The sequence below is a fragment of the Marinobacter sediminum genome (genome assembly GCF_023657445.1).
Classification (GTDB): domain Bacteria; phylum Pseudomonadota; class Gammaproteobacteria; order Pseudomonadales; family Oleiphilaceae; genus Marinobacter; species Marinobacter sediminum_A.
This window is the reverse complement of sequence record NZ_JAGTWY010000001.1, coordinates 1,271,068-1,288,327: the sequence shown is the minus strand read 5'-3', so window position 1 is coordinate 1,288,327 and position 17,260 is coordinate 1,271,068. Positions and strand designations below refer to the sequence as shown.

Below are 17,260 nucleotides of genomic sequence, written 5' to 3'. Positions count from 1 at the left end.
AGGAAATATCTCCTAACTAAAGGTGCGACATGATTAAAGGAAGCTGCTGCTGCGGAATCGTTCGATTTGAATTGGCAGAAAAGCCAAGCATGATGGGTATGTGTCATTGCAGCCGTTGCCGAAAGGTTGGAGCAAGCTCTTTGGCGTTTGTAAATTCTGACAAGTTTCAGATTACGACTGGCCGCGAAAAAATCGTTACCTACAAAGCTGAGCCACCGTATAAATATAATCGGTGTTTTTGTTCTGTCTGCGGGACTGCTCTTGGAGAGGTCCTTTCGGAACTGGAGTCTTTTCCAATAAATGCAAACTGCATAGATAGTGAAATTGAAATCGAAAATGCATTTCACGAGTTTGTTTCTGAGAAACCAAGTTGGTTCAAAATTGGCGACAACGCTAAACAATTCAATGAACACCCACACGAGTAATAGGTAAATTGTATAAAAAGGTGGCGGTGTCGCACTTACGCTCGGTCACCGTCCAGACGACCACCCGAGCTTATTTAAACTTGGGGTGTGAACCAGCGAGGCATAACAAAACGCACCGCTGGGCGCAGAGCCAGGCGTTAGCCAAGGAGAATAATCGTGGGTACTTGGGGCCCAGCAATATTTTCTGATGATACAGCAAGCGACATCAGAGGGGACTATAAAGATTTCCTGGGGGATGGTCTTTCACCTTCAGATGCTACTGATAGGATTCTACTTGAGTGGAAGGATTCTATTGATGATTCTGATGAACAGTCAGTTGTTTGGCTGGCGCTTGCAGTCATTCAATGGAAGTTGGGTCGCCTGGAAGAAAGAATAAAAGAGAAGGCAATTGAGGTTATCAATTCAGGTTGCGATCTGGATCGCTGGGATGGGAAAGACAAAGAAAAGCGAAAAATAGTTTTAGAGAAGGTTAAAGTCCAACTTGAATCTCCACAGCCAGTCGCAAAAAAGGTTCCAAAGAGGTTCAGGGATCATTGTGAGTGGGAAGTTGGCGAGATTATTTCCTATACAACGTTATCTCAAGAAAAGATATTGTTCCGGGTCATTGGATATCATGAAGATAAAGGTGGTAAGGGGCCAGTATGTGAACTTTTAAATTGGAAGGGTAAGGTAATTCCGGGAAAATTTAAACTACGATTTTTAGGGATTAAGAAGAAGGAGTATCCGCAGGGCAATTACACTCTTTCACAATTTCTAATTGGTAGAACTTCCGAAAAAGAACTTCCAAAATGTAGGGTTAGACAAGTTGGGATGCACCTTAAGCCCTCGCAGAAAGTTGGAGGGTTTACCGTATTTTTATGGAAGCATTTGGATAAAGAATTAGAGGAATTTTTTGGAATTAATTAAAGAGGCTAACAAAAAGTTCAAAGGCGACACCAAAACCGCGCTTTAGTTTAGCGTAACGTGTCACAACTATTTACAAGGCAGAGAGTAATGGCGCAAGCATTAATAATTATAGGAGCCTCAATATTTGGGATTCTCGGAGCAACTCATTTGCTATATACCTTTTTCACCGATAAGTTTAATGCGTACGACTCGTCAGTAACAGAGGCCATGAAAGGAGCATCACCAATTCTTACAAAAGAAACATCGATTTGGAATGCATGGGTTGGTTTTAATGCAAGTCATAGTTTTGGGGCAATTCTTGTAGCTTGTTTTTATATACCTCTTTCTGTATCTGATTTTAATGTAATTCAACAATCTGTTTGGTTCTCATATTTACCTGTTATTATTGGCCTGTCATATTTGATTTTAGCTAAAAGATATTGGTTCAAAATACCGCTAATTGGTGTTTCAATTTCAACTGTATGTTTCGTATTGGCAGCAGCATTAATCAACACATAACACAGTGCTCCAATTGACGGTGGACTTGAGCGTTATGTGATTAGAAATAATTTTGAGCAGAGGTTTAGTCGTGGCAAATGAAACTGATGACAAACGAGTAGTATTTGATTTTGAAATTGATTTTTCGAATGGCGGGGGAATCCAGGGACAGGGATTCAGACTCGATATCGAAGGTGACGACATCGACGATCAGGCATTAGGTTATCACATCGTGGAAGATATGCGTTTACTGATGGTAGGTGAGGTACGAATACTGAATAAAAAAATCATCTTAGAAAAACATAAACGACCTTAATCATGAGATTTTTATACCAAAAGAATATTAGTGATAAGTCAAAAAAACATATAAATCACATAACAAACGCATGCAGCCTGACTTCGGAAAGCTGATGCGGGCGTTATACCCATCAGAGTATATACCCTTGAATCAACTCATAATCGGTAATAAAAACTATTCGTCATGGTCTTTAAGACCTTGGTTACTGTTAAGAGAGCTCGACATTCCTTTTTCTGAGGTAAAGATCCCTCTCTACGCAGAAGGAAGCAAAGAGGAGTTGCTGCAATACTCACCATCTGGGAAGGTGCCTGCCTTCTGTCACGAGAGTGTTACGGTTTGGGACTCTCTCGCAATATGCGAGTTTGTGGTTGATCTCTATCCAGAAAAAAATTACTGGCCATTGCAGCTTAAGGACAAAGCTTACGCCCGTAGCATAAGCAATGAGATGCATTCGGGGTTTTTTGCCATCAGAAACTCGCTACCCATGAATTGCCGAAAAAAAATGGTATTCAAAAACATTTCGGAGTCTCTTAAGTCCGATATAGACCGAGTATGTGAAATATGGCGCATCTGCCGTGAAAAGCATCCAGAGAGTGGCCCATTCCTATTCGGTGATTTCAGTATTGCCGATGCTATGTATGCGCCAATTGTTCTTCGCTTCAATAGTTACGGTATTCCGGTCGGGGATACGGAAAATGATTATATGAATACAATATTATCTCTGAGCTCACTAAAAGAATGGGTGGCTGAGGGCATTGCTGAGAAAGAATTTCTGGCCGATTGTGAGCTTGAAGCATAACCGGTGCAGGCACGGCGACGCCCTTTACATTGCGCCTTCGGCTCCATTCCAAGGGCGCGCGTGCTGCAGGTGTTAGCCATATCTAAAGGAAGACATTTATGCCATACGTCAATATTAAGATTACAAAGGAAGGGGCAACCGCTGAGCAGAAGGGAGAGCTTATTTCCGGGGTTACTGAATTACTTGAGAAGGTGTTGAACAAAAACCCGGCCACCACGGTGGTAGTGATTGACGAGGTGGAAACCGATAACTGGGGAATTGCTGGCGAGCAGGTTACTCATCGCAGGAGGAAGGGAATTTAATGGCGACACTTGGCATTCATCATCTTGGCCTTGCCGTTTCCGATCTTGAAGCGACAACTGATTTCTTTGTTGATTGTTTAGGCTGGTCTCTTGTTCGGGAAGTCCCGGAATATCCGGCCAAATTCGTTTCCAACGGCGAGGCATTTTTTACGTTATGGCAAACAATGTCAGATAATTCTCCCTTCGACAGAAAGCATCAGGTCGGTCTCCATCATGTCGCGATCAAAGTCGAAAGCGAACAAGACCTTGAGAATGTTTTTGAAAACGTCTCCAATCATCCTGGGGTAACAGTGGAGTTTGTCCCGGAGCAACTACGTCAAGGACCTGCGAAGCATTTCATGGTTTATGAGCCAAGCGGCATTCGTATGGAATTTATATGGGTGCCTTGATCGCTAACACACGGATGCACGGCGGCTGAGTCTCCGACGCTTCGCGGCTCCAAGCCAGCGCGTGAGCCGGGCGTTAGAACCTGAGGTAGCAGTATCAAAACCTGTCCCTATTGCTCTGAGACCCTGCCGTTCTTCAATCTGATTCGTCAGAGGCTTACTCCATCGGAGAATAAGGCAATTGAATGTCCTCACTGCAAATCAACCATTTCGGTGCAGGGTGGAGCCAGTATGTGGGTTTCTTTTGGTGTTGCGCCTATCCCTGGCTATCTGTTGGGGAAGCTATTCGGCGGATTTAGCGTCGAGGTAGTGCTGGTCTCTGTAGTTCTCGGGCTTGTGGTTTTTATTATTTCATCCTATTTCACGGCCCCGATTCGTCATGGGTAGTAATGTTCTAACAAGTCGCGCCACTCGGACGGCCTTGTCAGGCCGTCGCTTATGCAGGCGCTATCACCAAAACCGAATGTTCGCTTTGCGACCACACTGAACTTCAATTGAACTGAAAACTACGTTTGGTGGGGCAGTGCAGCTATGGGGCCGGCGCTATCAACAAGACTCATGACAAGTGGGCTGAAATCAGGTAAGCAAACCAGTGGGATTTCTGGGTAGTTGCGACGTCCTTGATCTGAAGAAGCGCGATCTCCTGGACTCGCAGTCCAAGCTTGAAGCTGATCTGAACCAGCGCCGTGTTCTTTTCCGGGTAGGGATTGCTTCTGGATAACACCTAAGAGATGGGCGAACTGTTCGGGCGTAAGCACGCGTGCCTGGCCGGTTTTGCTCATCGGATAAGCTCCTGGTAAGCCGCTCGGATGCGAGGAGAGGGTGAAAATAAAAACCGTAATAATTTGATTTTAAGAGATTTCTGAAGTTTAGTAGAGAACTATTATGCTCAGGACACCCAAGCAGACCCAATCATCCCAACCGGACCATTGGTTGCGCCTTGTAACGTCCATTTCTTCCAGAGCTGGCGAGTACGGTTTTCAGTAACCAGGAGCGGATCGTCTCAACCGGATTATCGATAACACCGTTCCACGTTTACTCTCATGTCACAGAGCGGTTCCGAGGCTGCCATAACAAAAACCCGTGCTCCGATTCGCATGATACTTCTCGAGAGGTATAGGGGATGTTTTTTCCGGCATCGGCCAATACCTTTCGAACCCAGGGCATTATCTAGAATTACGGAGTTCGGTCAGAGCTGACGCCATTCCACAATCAAAATTAACCGCCAAAACCCAAGGCACTGATTGCCCGAAAGGCGCTATTCGAGAAAAAACCGAAAAGTGTTCAGAATCATGAATATAGAAAGGTGGGCGACGAATTTAGTACTTCCTGTGAAAATTTAGTACTTTCTGTGGCTATTCTTTAGCACTTTCTGTGGTCGTCCAAAAATCCGCAATAATGTTATTTAAAAGCATACCGTACTGCGCATAATGTATATTATGTTAAATACGATATTGCGCCAGGTTCAGAGTCCGTACTTTCCTCTCCATTTTACGCAATGTTGCGCATCCCTCTCTTCGTATAGACGGATGGCTGTCGACAAATCGAGCGTCGATCCGTTTTCCCGATCCTCACCCAGCTCTGTCAGTCGCATGGTGTACCAGGCCGTTACTCCACCCGGTGGCGGAGATTTGAATCTGGGAAACTCGACGTCGCCGCCATCATCGGTCAACCAGACGTTGGCAAGCCCCGGGTTAATAACCAAGGCTCAAGCTAAACCCACCAAATCGGCGCTGCCGCTTTCTACAGCATCTATTGCTTGCTCACGCTTTTTGAAGCCTCCGGTCACCATGAGCGGAATATCCGTTACCTTCTTTGCGCGTTGAGCAAAGTCCAGGAAATAAGGCCCTGCACTTCACCGATGAACGATATCGCGACACCGCCTTCAGCCCATCGTTCATAAAGTCGGATCTGTGCGTCGGTAGGATCACCCTCCCCGTTTCCCAGCGAATCAGACATTGCTGACTTGGCAAGTCTATTCTTCAGAATGGCTCCGCACGGGAGCCTTAGCGGGCGTCTGAGGACATCCACAGGATTTGAGATTTCCATCATAACCACCCTCTGAGCCGCGAATCGCTCATGCCTCACTTATCATCAGCTGGCCATCACTTGAGTGCGTTTTCTACAGCGCCCAGAAAACCTGTCATGTCCACAACCTGCTCCGAATCCGGGTCAACAGTCTTGCCCTTGAGGTCCGCAGTGACAATCCCGCTGTCGACGGTATCGGTCAGCGCTGCCTTGAGGTTAGAGGCGTATTCGACCAGGGGCGGGTTGTCATCGCGCTCGCCCAGGGTTTCCAGGGCGTTGGCGAGGGCGAAGATAAGGGCGGATGGGTTAAAATGGGCTTCCCGGCCGTCGCTCTCCAGGTATTTCAGGTAGAGGTCGTGGGCAGTGCCGTGGGGCGCCTCGAAGAGCATGGTGCCGTCCTTGCTCTCTATGATGGAGCTGGCCGTTGCGAGGCTGCCACCAAGGGCAGCGGAGATGTCCGAGAAGATGTCGCCGTCCAGGTTCTGGGAGGGATAGAGCGCGTTTCTCGGAGGATCGGTAATCATCTTCTTGAGCTGGCTGGAGGGCCGCATAATCATGAAGGATGGCGGTGGCGTGTGCTCCCGCGCCAGGTCCCGGCGTACTTCAGTGATAACGTTGCTGAAAACTTCGTCGTATTCCATGTACTCGCGTTTGAGGCCAAAGTAGACCTCCTTGTCCTTGCGGGAGGCGTCGCGGAACACCTGGGCCACCCAGTCCTTGATGGCTTCACGGTCATTGGACATAAGCAGCATCGGGTCGCCTTTCCCGACGCGGCGGGCGTGCTTCTCTTCGCCGTCTACGATTACCTTGAGAATGCCGTCTTCCTGCGCCGACATGTTGAAGCTGCCGTACTGATCGCCACCACCGGCGCTCATGCGGGAAATGGAGACATGGGCAGCGCGGCTGGGAATCCCGAACTTCCGGAGCTGGTTTACCAGTTTGAACAGCTTACGCCCCGTGGTGTTGTCAGGCACGCCCCAGAGCGCTCGGTCTGGCGGGTTGGAGACGATGCGCGCGGCCTGGGCGTCGATGAGCTCGTAGTGGTAACCAAGCCCCAGGTCCTCGATCTGCTTGCGGTAATCGCTGTGGTAGATGTCCTCGATTATCGTTCGCATGGCACCATCGTATCCGGGGATAACGGTGTCTTTCAGGCCCAGATAGACGTCACGTTTCTCGTCAATGGCACGCTGGAAGAAGCGGTGAGCCCAGGCTTTGACGCTCTCTACATCATTGGTGGCCAGCAGCCAGGGGTCTCCCTTGCGGACCTCGCGTCGGTGCAATTCCACCGGGTCGCCGCTGCTGCCCACAAACATCAGCTTTACCACACCGGTGGCCGACGAAAGCTGGTTGAAGCTTTCTTTGATCCCGCCGAATTCCATGGTGTCCACTTCAATGTCGCGACCGATCCAGTCGGGCCGTCTGATCTTGAGGTTGCGGAACTGGATGTCCTCACGGGTGATGTTGCCGCTGATGCCCTTGCGGATGGCGCCGTTCGGAGATTTGGTGGCCAGCGGGTGCAGGTTGTCGGAGTCCACATCGGGGTGTTTGCGAAGCAGTTCCTCCAGTTGTTGGCGGTTGACGGTCATGCCTGCGTTTTTTACCCCCACGCCATGGCGCTGGAGGGAGTCGATGGCATCAATCACCGCCTGGCCATTGGTCAGCAGGCGATGTTCCGCGGACAGGTCGATTTCCTCGAGTTGGATATCGAGACGCGCAGTCACGAATTTCTCGAGAATGTGGTCAAAAGCAACCTGGGCCATTTCGTCGCCGTGGAGGATGACCAGAGGCGAAGTTACATTGATTTTGCTATTCATAGGTTTCTCCCGGCGATATTGGCTGTGTAGTTCGATCTCATTGCGCCTTGGGCTGGATTATCCCCAACTGTTTATTGACGGCATCGCGAATCTCCCGGTAACGATCAGGATCATCGGCTAATGTATCCAGGCCATCTTCTGGAAAAATCTCTTTTTTCTTTTCCCTGGCCCCTTCTTTAGCACAAACAGATGGCAACAGTTCCTCCAGGCAGCGCAACATGACTTCAGGCGAAACCGATGCCCCGGGCGACGCCCCCAGTAACGTTCCGTATGTTTTGTCTTTGGACACCAGAATTTCCGTGCCCATTTGCAGGTCCCCGTCCTTAATGATCTGGACTCGCTGACCGGCTTCAACCGGTTTCCAGTCGAATTTTTTGCTCATGCCCGGAGCAAAGCTGTCCAGCTCCTCAAACATGCTCTTTTCGCCCTTGAAGGTCTCCGAAACCAGGTATTTGACCAGGGGGAAATGCTCCAGGGCGACGTTCAGCAAGCCAGGGATATCATGCAGGCGCATTGAGCCAAGATAATCAAAAAATCCACGTCCTTTCTCAAGAACCGGCTTGAATGATGCGAAAGGACCAAACAACAAGTAGTGCTTACCATCCGCTATCCGCAAATCCAGGTGTGGCACGGACATGGGAGGTGCGCCAACCTTGGCTTTACCATAAGTTTTGGCCCGGTAATGATCGGCCTGCTCCGCGCTGATCGGCGCCTGTAAAAACCGACCGCCCACGGGAAAGCCGGTGTAACGGCCACGGAATGGCAAGTGGCTCTTTTTCAGGATTGGGAAGGCTCCCCCACCTGCGCCTACAAAAAGCACATCTGCCCTATACTGAACCGATTCCCCTTGCCTGTCAGTTTCTATAAGCCAGCTTCCGGCTGGGCTACGATGCACACGCTTAACATGGGTGCCGTATTGAATTTTAACGCCAAGGTCATTCACGGCATAGGCCGCCATTTGCTCTGTCAGGGCACCAAAATTGACGTCCGTGCCCGTCTCAATGACGGTAGCCGCCATTTTTTCATGGCGAGGGCGTTCCTCCATGGTGTAGGGAATCCAGCTTTTTATTTCGTCGAAATCTTCTGAGTAACGCATGTGCTCAAAGAAATGATGAGCGGACATTTCCTTGAATCGCAATTTGAGTTCTTCGATTGAAGATTCGGAAACAATGGTGCAGTGCTTGGTTTGATTAATAAACGTTTGCGGGTCTTTGATAGCACCCTTCCCGACCAGATAAGCCCAGAACTGCTTGGCAATATTGAACTGGGCGTGGATCTTCAGGGCCTTTTCAACCGAAATGACCTCTTCATCCACCGGGGTATAGTTCAGTTCACAGTTCGCTTCGTGTCCTGTACCCGCATTGTTAAACGCCCATGAGTTACCCGCCCCGGGACCATCAAGTCTCTCTAGAATGGTGACATCCAACTCGGGCGCCAACTCTTTCGCCAAAGTGGCAAAAGTGGTTCCCATAATTCCCGCGCCGATGATAATTACGTTCATAAAGTCTACTCGCCAGTGTCAATTTTTGGAAAATGGTCAATAACTTAAAAGAGTTAATCAGGGGCTTTGTTAGGAGCATTCGAGGATGCCTTCATCCAGTGCGCAGAGACATGCATCAGAGGCGTAAATCTGGTCACAGCCTGCATGTGCCTTTCGTTTACTTCCCAGGGTACCTTCTCCTTTGCAAACATATGGTGAGTCAGGCATTGCCTTGAGCTATAACACGTTTTTTCAGCTCGGATCAAAATGACTCGCTCATGAAGGTACGGAGCCTTAAAGAGTTTCAGATTACCCGAGGCCTTTGAGGCATTACTTCCCCGCAGAGAATTGCGAACCTGGCTCTGCACAACGGTGGTCTCTACGAAAACTAACTGAATCAGAAACAGATAGCGACTAATCGGGCAAATTCGCCCCAAAAGCCTGCGATAAGCATTATCGGCAATCCCTGAGTGCTATCAGCATTGCCATAGTGGCGATGCTGCGGGCGCCAGCTTATGGATTAGTCACGGTTTTTGGTCTAGTTTTTAAAGTGAGGTAGGAAAATTGGTCTAGACCAATTGCAGTCATCTCGTCTGAATCAATTTGGATGATCAGAGAGGGATCAGATATGAAACACAAAGTCATATCAGCCACACTGGCAAGCTGCCTGTGCATGGGGTCTTTTACCGCATTGGCCGATTCACATGGCATGACCACCATGCAATTGGCTGAGGAAAAGAAGTGCATGGGTTGCCACACCACGAGTGAAGAGTTACCGAGAGTCCCCTCCTTCCCGAGCATTGCCCAGCGATACACCATGGAAGAGTATGACCGGTTGGTTCAGGTTGTCCTCACAGGCGGTGAAGATCATTGGGGATCTGCAAAGATGCCAGAGATGGACGCTCGCGCTGAAGTCAGTCAGGAGGAAGCCGAAAAGCTTGTAACCTGGATCTTCGATATGAAGGAGTAAACGATGTACGCCAGCAGGGCGGTGTTATTTTGAAATACACCGGCCTGCTGGGCTCGGATAGATTCTATACCTGGCTTTCTTCCAACTATCCCCTGCTCCCGTAACCGTCTTTCCTGTTTGCATTACCCCACCATGCTCACTATCATACTGTTCATCCATACAGCATCTGGCTTGAGGGCGGCATTTGGGCGTTTCATTCATACATATCCGGCGCCAATACGATTTCAGAAGCATTGAAATTGGTCGCTGGGTGACAGAGTCTGAGCGGGGTCGGGCTGCGGTTCGATTTTATGAGGCTCTGGTCACTCTGATGCAAACCCTGAAAGTGCCAGAGGAAGTCATTTCCCTTAAAAGCACCCTTGGCCTTCAGTACGGCATTGGCGGCCAGCCCGGTGTTTGCGCCCATTATATTCCTGCTACCCGGCAACTGGCACTTGCCAAGAACGCGGGGGCTGGCAGCCTGGCGCATGAATGGTTTCATGCCTTTGATCACTACATCGCCAGCAAGGTTTTTGTTCAGCCCGCCAGAGGCTCCTTCGCCAGTTCGTTGTGGCTTTCGAGTCACCAGTTCAGGCACCACTCACTTACTGCCCTGCTGTTTCGCTGCTTTGAGGCAATCCTGCTTAATGAAGACGGTACTCGCCCGAGTGAGTTGTTTGTCGCGTCTCGATCTGCAGACCGCCTGCAGCAAAAGCTTTACTGGGCAAATCCTGAAGAAATGTGTGCCCGGGCATTCGAGGCCTTTATTGAAGACAAAGCTCCCAGAAACAGTTTCCTGGTAAAGGGCACCCGGGACTCAGAAGAAGCCCGCATGGGGCTTTACCCCACAGGCGCGGAGCGCGATCGGGTGTGCTCTGCCTTTGAAGACTATTTCAACAGTCTTGGGCGCGCGCTCAAGAGAACGGCTGATCGCGCCGGGAGACAAATCAATTAGGGTATTTGAGTTAACGGGCCTGCCTGGCAAGCTCTTCAAGTGTGCTGTATTGGCACTCACGCTGAGCCAGGAAGCTGTCAGACGAGTCGATAAGGATATCGTCGTCACGCATGAAGCGCCGCCCGAGTAGCACCGGGTAGGAAAAGTTACCTCGATCGGTCAGTGAAAACTGGGTCTCATGGATGGTCCCGGCAATGCAGAATTCCATTTTCACCACATGGCGCCGCTGTGACGGCGCGCCCTTTCTTTTTATGAGAACGGTTCGGTATATCGGGCGCTCGAATTCGAGAATAACGGCGTCATGGTCAACCTCCCCTTCACTGGGCTGGTCCTCGTGGTCTCCGAGGGGGACCTGAAAGCTAACCCACTCCTGCCCGTTCTTGTTGAACTCCTGCACATTAACCGCGTGCAGTGATGAGGTTTTTGCGCCTGTATCAAGCCGTGCTTTGAGTCGAAGGCCAGTGTCTTTCATAACCACCCACTCAACGAAGCCGAGAGTCTCTGGAACACGGGCCTCGGTGTCTGACTCCGCCGAAAACGCGCCACCAGCCTGAAACCCAAGACTCAGCACAAGTGCCAAAACACCTAAAAACCTCATTAAATATCTCCTGCAAACCTCTGTAATTCAGGGAAAAATTCCAGAAATCTAGCCTCAAGCTCGGAATCATTGACCCGAATTTCTTCGATGATCCCCTCAAACTGGTTTGGAAAACGGATGCGACCGGCGACGCGATCGAGTGCAAAACCGATGTTCTCGAGGTCTTCGTAGGCTCCAAACCAGTCATGCCCGACCATACGTCGTGTCACTTTCACCATATGGGCCGGCATAAGGTGCTCCAGATCCTGAAGCTCCCCATAAATGTCGTGCACAAAGGTATCACGGTCACACTGACTTAATCGTTGCCAGTGTCTTAACAGATAGTGATCGTAGAGAATGTCGAGGGCTACACCTGAAAAACGGCGTCTTTCCCTGGAGAAAAGTCTTTTGCTGGCAAGAACTTCTGGATGCCTGTCGGTAAAGCCATCGACGGCCAGGTGGTGCCGGACCCCATGCTGTACCTGGGCCGGGAGCGCTGAAACATCAACGCCCCGGGTGAAATCTCCAAGAATACTGCCCACGCGAGCCTCCGGAGAGTCCGGTGCGAGAAATGCGTGGGCAAGATGATTCAAACGAACTCCTGATAATCCGCAATCAGAAATTGAACTGAACGCCGACCCCTAAGCCATCAACGGTGACGTCTCGATCATCATAGTATCGCATGTATTCCAGGTTGCCGGAGACGTTGGGAGCGAATTCCATGTTCAGGCCGATACCATACGATACGTCGGTCTCATCTTCGGTGACGGTCGCCGTGGGAAAGTCTGCTTCAACTTCTACCCGTGTAAACCCGAGAATCGCATACGGAGTCATTGGCGACTCGTTAGCCAGGTTAAACGTGGCATAACCCCCGAAAAAATTGTCCAGTGAGTAATCGGCGAAACCGATCCGGTCATCATCAACACCGAAGCCGCCGCGTGCTTCAATCCCGAGGAATGGCGTCGCCATCACGCCTACCTTTGCGGACAACGTGCCCACATCAGCATCCTGAGACCCTGCATCCAGATTCATGAAGGTATAGTTCAAACCGGTATAAAGGCCGCCCACTCCGGACTTGTACATGTCCTGAGCGCCGGCAGAACCTGCTGCAACCAGGCCGGTGGTAAATACGACAATTAATGAACGAATGTGTTTCATGTTTTTCTCCCTATCCGATGAAATCGGCGTTCAATATGAAAGTTGCATCAACTGAACGGTATTTACCATAAGAAAGATCCGCATTTACCTGTTATTTACAGTGATGTAATCCTCCGTTAATTGGCGCCGCAGACGTCCATTTCCTTGCGGAAGGCGGCACCCACAGGTATTCTGACGCCGTCTCTTGGTTCAGCTGGCTTGAGCATCCTTTGAGAAACCTCTATCCCGTTATATTCATTCTCAGTGTCATGTTTGTGCTGCTCAGCATTTTTATGACGCTCCCGGTCATCTTTTTGGCTGGTTCTGTAGCGCCGAATGCCATGGCGTTTGCGGAATCGGCCGGAATTGCCTGTTTCATCGGCGTGGTTGGAATTATCGCCACCTACCGGCAATCCAGTGATCTAAAGCCGCGGTACATGTTTGTTCTGACCGTCTCCGGTTGGTTCATCATAGCCATCTTCGCCGCTCTTCCCTTTTATCTCAGTGATAACAACATCTCCGCTGCAGATGCTTTTTTTGAAGGTTCGTCCGGTATCACTACGACTGGCGCGACGGTATTCGACGGCTTGGATACCATGGATCGCGACCTGCTTCTATGGCGTTCGATCCTTCAATGGATAGGCGGGATCGGGATCATCGGCATGTTTGTTGCCGTTCTGCCGTTCCTGCGCGTGGGTGGAATGCGCCTTTTCGCAACGGAATCATCCGAGTGGACGGATAAGGCTTTACCTCGCATGAAGACCCTTAGCCGCGGCCTTCTTTTCGTCTATATGGTTATCTCCATTACCGCGGTCGTTACCTACTGGCTGTCGGGAATGACCATCTTTGATGCGTTTAACCATGGCCTGACAAGCATTGCCACCGGTGGCTTTTCAACCTCTGACCTGTCCATGGGCAAGTTCAACGACCTGATCCTCATGGAAGCGACACTGTTCATGATCATCGGGAGTTTGCCGTTTTTCCTGTTCGTTCGTGAGTTACACGGCCAGCACGGGGTACTATTCCGGGATCAGCAAGTGAGGCTGTTCCTGGCTATATTATTTGTGGTTCCGGCGCTGCTCACGCTCTACCGCTGGTTTGTTTCGCCAGTTCCCTTCGACCCCCTCCACAATTACACGGCCACCCTGTTTAACGTCACCTCAGTGGTGACTACCACGGGCTATGCTTCGGAGGATTATTCCGCTTGGGGACCGCTGGCCTTCGTATTGTTCTTCTTTTTAATGTTCGTTGGTGGCTGCTCCGGCTCAACCGCAGGCGGGATGAAGATCTTCCGTTTTCAGCTGTCCCTGATCATTCTGAAAGAGCAATTGATGCGTTTGCTGCATCCACGCGCTGTTTTAACCCGGAACTACAACGGCCGGGCTGTGAGCGACGAAATTATTTCTTCCATGATTGCCTATACCTTCATCTTTTTGCTGTGTTTGTTGCTCATGACCATCGCACTCGCGGCGATGCAGCTGGATTTCGTGACCTCCCTTTCCGGAGCACTGACAGCACTTACCAACGTCGGGCCCGGTCTTGGCGATATTATCGGGCCGGCGGGTAATTTTGGCACCCTGCCTGATGGCGCCAAGTGGCTCCTTGCCGTCGGAATGCTGATGGGGCGCCTTGAGATACTGAGTGTCGTGGTTGTGCTGTCACCAGGATTCTGGCGCAGCTGACGGCTCATTTCAGCCAGAGCACCGAGGCGTTTTCAAGCGGAAGGTTCAGGCGCTCATCCCTTACTCGCAAGCGTGGTGTGAAGTGCCCATGGGGCCGCGCGGCGACCGTACACTCATACATAAATCCGTGCCCTGAGCCCTCGAGCTGATGCTTCATTGTCATTTCCCGGACCTCACGGGGTCCGTATTCAGAAGCGTCGGCTACCAGTTCGACGGTGATTCGGCGTTCTGACAGGCCATCCAGGTAAGCATCGACGGTATAGGTTTGCATGCCATCGGATTCATTCACTTCAAACGAACTGAAACGCAGGCGTGACCACTGCGTCGCAAGCTCCTGGTACTCACCCGCCATTGCTGCAGCCGTATCGGGGGTTCTCAGATTGCCGTTTTTGACCATCGGCAGGTAGAAGCTTTCCACATATTCCCGGATCATCCGATTGGCCGAGTAACGTGCCGTCAGGCCATTCATACTGGCCCGGATCCGTTTGATCCAGCCCTCAGGGCGACCATCCCCATTGACCTCGTAAAAGGCCGGAACAACCTCGTTCTCAAGCAGGTTGTAAAGTTCCATTGCATCCGAATGATCATGTTCATTTGAACGACTTAACGCTTCAAAGTTGGCGTCCGGCCTTATCGCCCAACCGACATCCTCAGACCAGGCTTCCGCCCACCAGCCGTCGTATTGGGACAGGTTCAAGCCGCCATTTACCAATACCTTCATGCCGCTGGTTCCGCAGGCTTCCCAGGGATGACGGGGGCAATTAAGCCAAACATCCACGCCCTGGATCAGTTGGGCAGCAACCCCCAGATCGTAATCCTCGATGAAGACAACTTTTCCCTCTGCATCAGGAAGATAAGAAAACTCCTTCCAGTGCTTTATCAACTCTTTACCCCGGTGATCCTGAGGATGGGCTTTGCCAGCAAGGACGATTTGTAATGGTTTATCCCGGTTATTTAGCAGAGCCAGTAAACGGGTTTGATCTTTCAAAAGGAGGTCCGGACGCTTGTAGTCGGTAAAACGGCGGGCAAAACCGAGCGTCAGGGTTTCGTTATCGAGTAGCAGTCCACAGGCCGCCGAAGGATTGTTTCCTCGCGCATGCTCGCAGTGCTGGCTTGAAAGACGTTGCCGGAGATACCTTACAAGTCGGCTGCGTTGGCTACGGCGCATGGACCAGAGATCCGTATCCGGAATGTCGGCCATCGGCGTCATGATCTCCATAGGGCGACGCCAGCGATCCTGACCACAAGCTTTGGTCCAGACCTCGTCTGCCTCGGGAGAATCCCAGCTCGGCGTATGAACACCGTTGGTTACATATTCCGCGGGTATATCTGCTGCAGGCCAGCGCGGAAAATAGGGCTGGAGCAATGCCTTGGTAACCTGCTGATGAATGTGACTTACCCCGTTTATCCGCCCGCAGAGGTTAAGCGCCAGTTGGGCCATATTGAGAGAGGCGTCATCGCTCGCCCTGAGCGAGTGCCCTCCGCTGCTGCTTCCCAGGCTCATAAGCTGATCCATCGTGAACCCGTTACCGTTCATCCAGGGGTCGAGGTAAAGCCTGATCAGGGAGGGAGAAAAATGGTCGAATCCGGCAGCAACAGATGTGTGGGTTGTAAACAGGTTGGTCGCCCGGGTCGCCATTCGAGCCGTTTCGAAGTCGGTGCCGTGATCGCTTTGCCAGCTTAAGGCACGTTCCAGGAACGCAAGCGCGCTGTGGCCTTCATTGATGTGGCATACCGCGGGCTCTATGCCCAGTTTGCGAAGCAGTCGCCATCCACCGATACCGAGCACAATCTCCTGCTGCAGGCGCTTTTCCGGGTTGCTGCTGTATAGCTCACTGGTAATCCCGCGGTCGCCGGGTTCGTTTCTGGGATCATTACTGTCCAGGAGCAGCAACTCGCATCGTCCGACCTGCGCGCGCCATGCCCGCAACCTCACACTGCGTCCGGCGAAGGGAATCACTACCCTCACCCATTGTTTGTCCTGGTCCGTGAGCGGGGCGACAGGCAACATGGTCGGGTCGTTGTAAGGGTAAAACTCCAGTTGCTGACCTTCGGCGTTAATGTTCTGGCGGAAATAGCCTTGCTGATACAGCAATCCCACGGCCACGACAGGAACTCCCAGGTCGCTGGCCGCTTTCAGGTAATCTCCTGCGAGTACCCCAAGGCCACCGGAATAAAGGGGCAGTGATTCGGTCAGCCCGTACTCCATGCAGAAAAAGGCGACGGTTTTGTCGAGTTCGCCTTTGCAGTCGTCGGAATACCAGGTCTGGGCATGGGTAAACCGGTGATAGTCTTCAAGCTGCCGCTCATAGAGAACCTTGAAAGTGTCGTTCTCGGCCAGGGAATCTAGCCATTCGCCCGATACACTGTTGAGAACCAGCCAGGCATTTCGAGTGGCGTCCCAGATCTCTGCGTCGATCGCCCGCCAAAGGTCATCACTGCCATGTTGCCAGCTCCACCGAAGATCGAGCGCGAGGGTAAAGAGGCCCGAAAGGGCCTCGGGGATGTGCCTGGGTGTATAAGCAGCAAGGGGCACTGGCGTAGTCCCGAAACGAGAAATGGAGGTTTAGCGAGAGGCTATGACCCTCCCTGACCTGAAAAATGCCCCTGTATTACTTCGCCGGGATCATAATTTCCAATGAGATGGTGTTGCTGGAGCCACCGGATGAGGGAAGAAATAGTGAACGGATCGTTCTCGACACCGTCAAAATCGACGCCCAAACCGTTGTCGGATTTCCTGACCACATGCGCCTTGAGCCTCCGGAACTGCTTCCCCTGCCGGTCAGGGAACCGGAATTCAACTTCCAGTGTTTGATTAAGCTGGACATCGGTATAGTCGGTGGCGACAAAAAGGCCGCGTTTGGATGCATCCCGGATCTGACCAGTCGCAACTGGCATGCCCCGCCTGTATACCAACAACCCAAGCTTTCCTGATACGCGCTTGCTGAGCCTGTGTTCCATGGCCCCTCCCTATGACTCGATGGATAACGCTTTTTGTTTGACCAGTACTGCGTAGTTTATATCCAACTCTGTCCGATCACTTTT

At 51.1% G+C, this 17,260-nt stretch carries 17 protein-coding genes; 10 read left to right on the top strand and 7 right to left on the bottom strand.

Annotated elements, in window-relative coordinates; genetic code table 11:
- Positions 1-29: 29 nt before the first annotated feature.
- From KFJ24_RS06165 to KFJ24_RS06135, 7 genes are all read left to right on the top strand, one after another.
- Complete coding sequence (locus KFJ24_RS06165; protein ID WP_250830186.1) at positions 30-425, top strand: GFA family protein; 396 nt, start codon at positions 30-32, stop codon at positions 423-425.
- Between the two features lie 156 nt (positions 426-581).
- Positions 582-1,331 carry a hypothetical protein gene (locus KFJ24_RS06160; protein ID WP_250830185.1) on the top strand — a complete coding sequence of 250 codons (750 nt, stop codon included), beginning with the start codon at positions 582-584 and terminating at the stop codon, positions 1,329-1,331.
- An 87-nt stretch (positions 1,332-1,418) separates the two neighbouring features.
- Positions 1,419-1,829, top strand: coding sequence for an LIC_13387 family protein (locus KFJ24_RS06155; protein WP_250830184.1), 411 nt, complete (start codon positions 1,419-1,421; stop codon positions 1,827-1,829).
- Between the two features lie 70 nt (positions 1,830-1,899).
- A complete protein-coding gene (locus KFJ24_RS06150; protein ID WP_250830183.1) occupies positions 1,900-2,124 on the top strand; it encodes a hypothetical protein in 225 nt (74 codons plus the stop codon).
- Positions 2,125-2,251: 127 nt separating this feature from the next.
- Positions 2,252-2,905: a glutathione S-transferase family protein gene (locus KFJ24_RS06145; protein WP_250830182.1), complete on the top strand. Its 654-nt coding sequence runs from the start codon at positions 2,252-2,254 to the stop codon at positions 2,903-2,905.
- Between the two features lie 98 nt (positions 2,906-3,003).
- Positions 3,004-3,207, top strand: coding sequence for a 2-hydroxymuconate tautomerase family protein (locus KFJ24_RS06140; protein ID WP_114611751.1), 204 nt, complete (start codon positions 3,004-3,006; stop codon positions 3,205-3,207).
- On the top strand, positions 3,207-3,596 hold the full coding sequence (locus tag KFJ24_RS06135) for a VOC family protein (RefSeq protein ID WP_250830181.1): 390 nt from the start codon (positions 3,207-3,209) through the stop codon (positions 3,594-3,596). Before KFJ24_RS06140 ends, KFJ24_RS06135 begins: the two co-directional genes overlap by 1 nt.
- Before the next feature lie 2,102 nt (positions 3,597-5,698).
- On the opposite strand, the gene KFJ24_RS06130 is transcribed toward KFJ24_RS06135, so the two are convergent.
- Entirely contained in the window at positions 5,699-7,435 is a 1,737-nt protein-coding gene (locus tag KFJ24_RS06130) for an isocitrate/isopropylmalate family dehydrogenase (RefSeq protein WP_250830180.1), read from the bottom strand.
- Positions 7,436-7,472: 37 nt separating this feature from the next.
- The gene (locus KFJ24_RS06125; RefSeq protein ID WP_250830179.1) at positions 7,473-8,936 is read right to left on the bottom strand and encodes a malate:quinone oxidoreductase; all 1,464 of its coding nucleotides are present in this window, start codon (positions 8,934-8,936) and stop codon (positions 7,473-7,475) included.
- Between the two features lie 607 nt (positions 8,937-9,543).
- On the opposite strand from KFJ24_RS06125, the gene KFJ24_RS06120 reads away from it, so the two are divergent.
- Both KFJ24_RS06120 and KFJ24_RS06115 read left to right on the top strand, forming a co-directional pair.
- Positions 9,544-9,885: a c-type cytochrome gene (locus tag KFJ24_RS06120; protein ID WP_250830178.1), complete on the top strand. Its 342-nt coding sequence runs from the start codon at positions 9,544-9,546 to the stop codon at positions 9,883-9,885.
- 184 nt (positions 9,886-10,069) lie between these two features.
- Positions 10,070-10,819: a CLCA_X family protein gene (locus KFJ24_RS06115; RefSeq protein ID WP_350455568.1), complete on the top strand. Its 750-nt coding sequence runs from the start codon at positions 10,070-10,072 to the stop codon at positions 10,817-10,819.
- A gap of 10 nt (positions 10,820-10,829) precedes the next feature.
- Here the strand turns inward: KFJ24_RS06115 and KFJ24_RS06110 are convergent, their stop codons facing one another.
- Genes KFJ24_RS06110 through KFJ24_RS06100 form a run of 3 tightly spaced genes read right to left on the bottom strand, consistent with a single transcriptional unit; the run spans position 10,830 to position 12,554 of the window.
- Positions 10,830-11,417, bottom strand: coding sequence for an ATP-dependent zinc protease family protein (locus KFJ24_RS06110; RefSeq protein WP_250830176.1), 588 nt, complete (start codon positions 11,415-11,417; stop codon positions 10,830-10,832).
- Complete coding sequence (locus tag KFJ24_RS06105; RefSeq protein WP_250830175.1) at positions 11,417-11,989, bottom strand: ACP phosphodiesterase; 573 nt, start codon at positions 11,987-11,989, stop codon at positions 11,417-11,419. Before KFJ24_RS06105 ends, KFJ24_RS06110 begins: the two co-directional genes overlap by 1 nt.
- 22 nt (positions 11,990-12,011) lie before the next feature.
- Positions 12,012-12,554 carry a porin family protein gene (locus KFJ24_RS06100; protein ID WP_250830174.1) on the bottom strand — a complete coding sequence of 181 codons (543 nt, stop codon included), beginning with the start codon at positions 12,552-12,554 and terminating at the stop codon, positions 12,012-12,014.
- Positions 12,555-12,802: 248 nt separating this feature from the next.
- Between KFJ24_RS06100 and KFJ24_RS06095 the strand changes: the two genes are divergently transcribed.
- On the top strand, positions 12,803-14,215 hold the full coding sequence (locus KFJ24_RS06095; protein WP_250832568.1) for a TrkH family potassium uptake protein: 1,413 nt from the start codon (positions 12,803-12,805) through the stop codon (positions 14,213-14,215).
- A gap of 4 nt (positions 14,216-14,219) precedes the next feature.
- On the opposite strand, the gene glgP is transcribed toward KFJ24_RS06095, so the two are convergent.
- Together glgP and KFJ24_RS06085 are read right to left on the bottom strand one after the other, a co-directional pair.
- A complete protein-coding gene (gene glgP, locus KFJ24_RS06090) occupies positions 14,220-16,751 on the bottom strand; it encodes an alpha-glucan family phosphorylase (RefSeq protein ID WP_250830173.1) in 2,532 nt (843 codons plus the stop codon).
- 41 nt (positions 16,752-16,792) lie between these two features.
- On the bottom strand, positions 16,793-17,113 hold the full coding sequence (locus KFJ24_RS06085; protein WP_250832567.1) for a PilZ domain-containing protein: 321 nt from the start codon (positions 17,111-17,113) through the stop codon (positions 16,793-16,795).
- Positions 17,114-17,260: the final 147 nt, after the last annotated feature.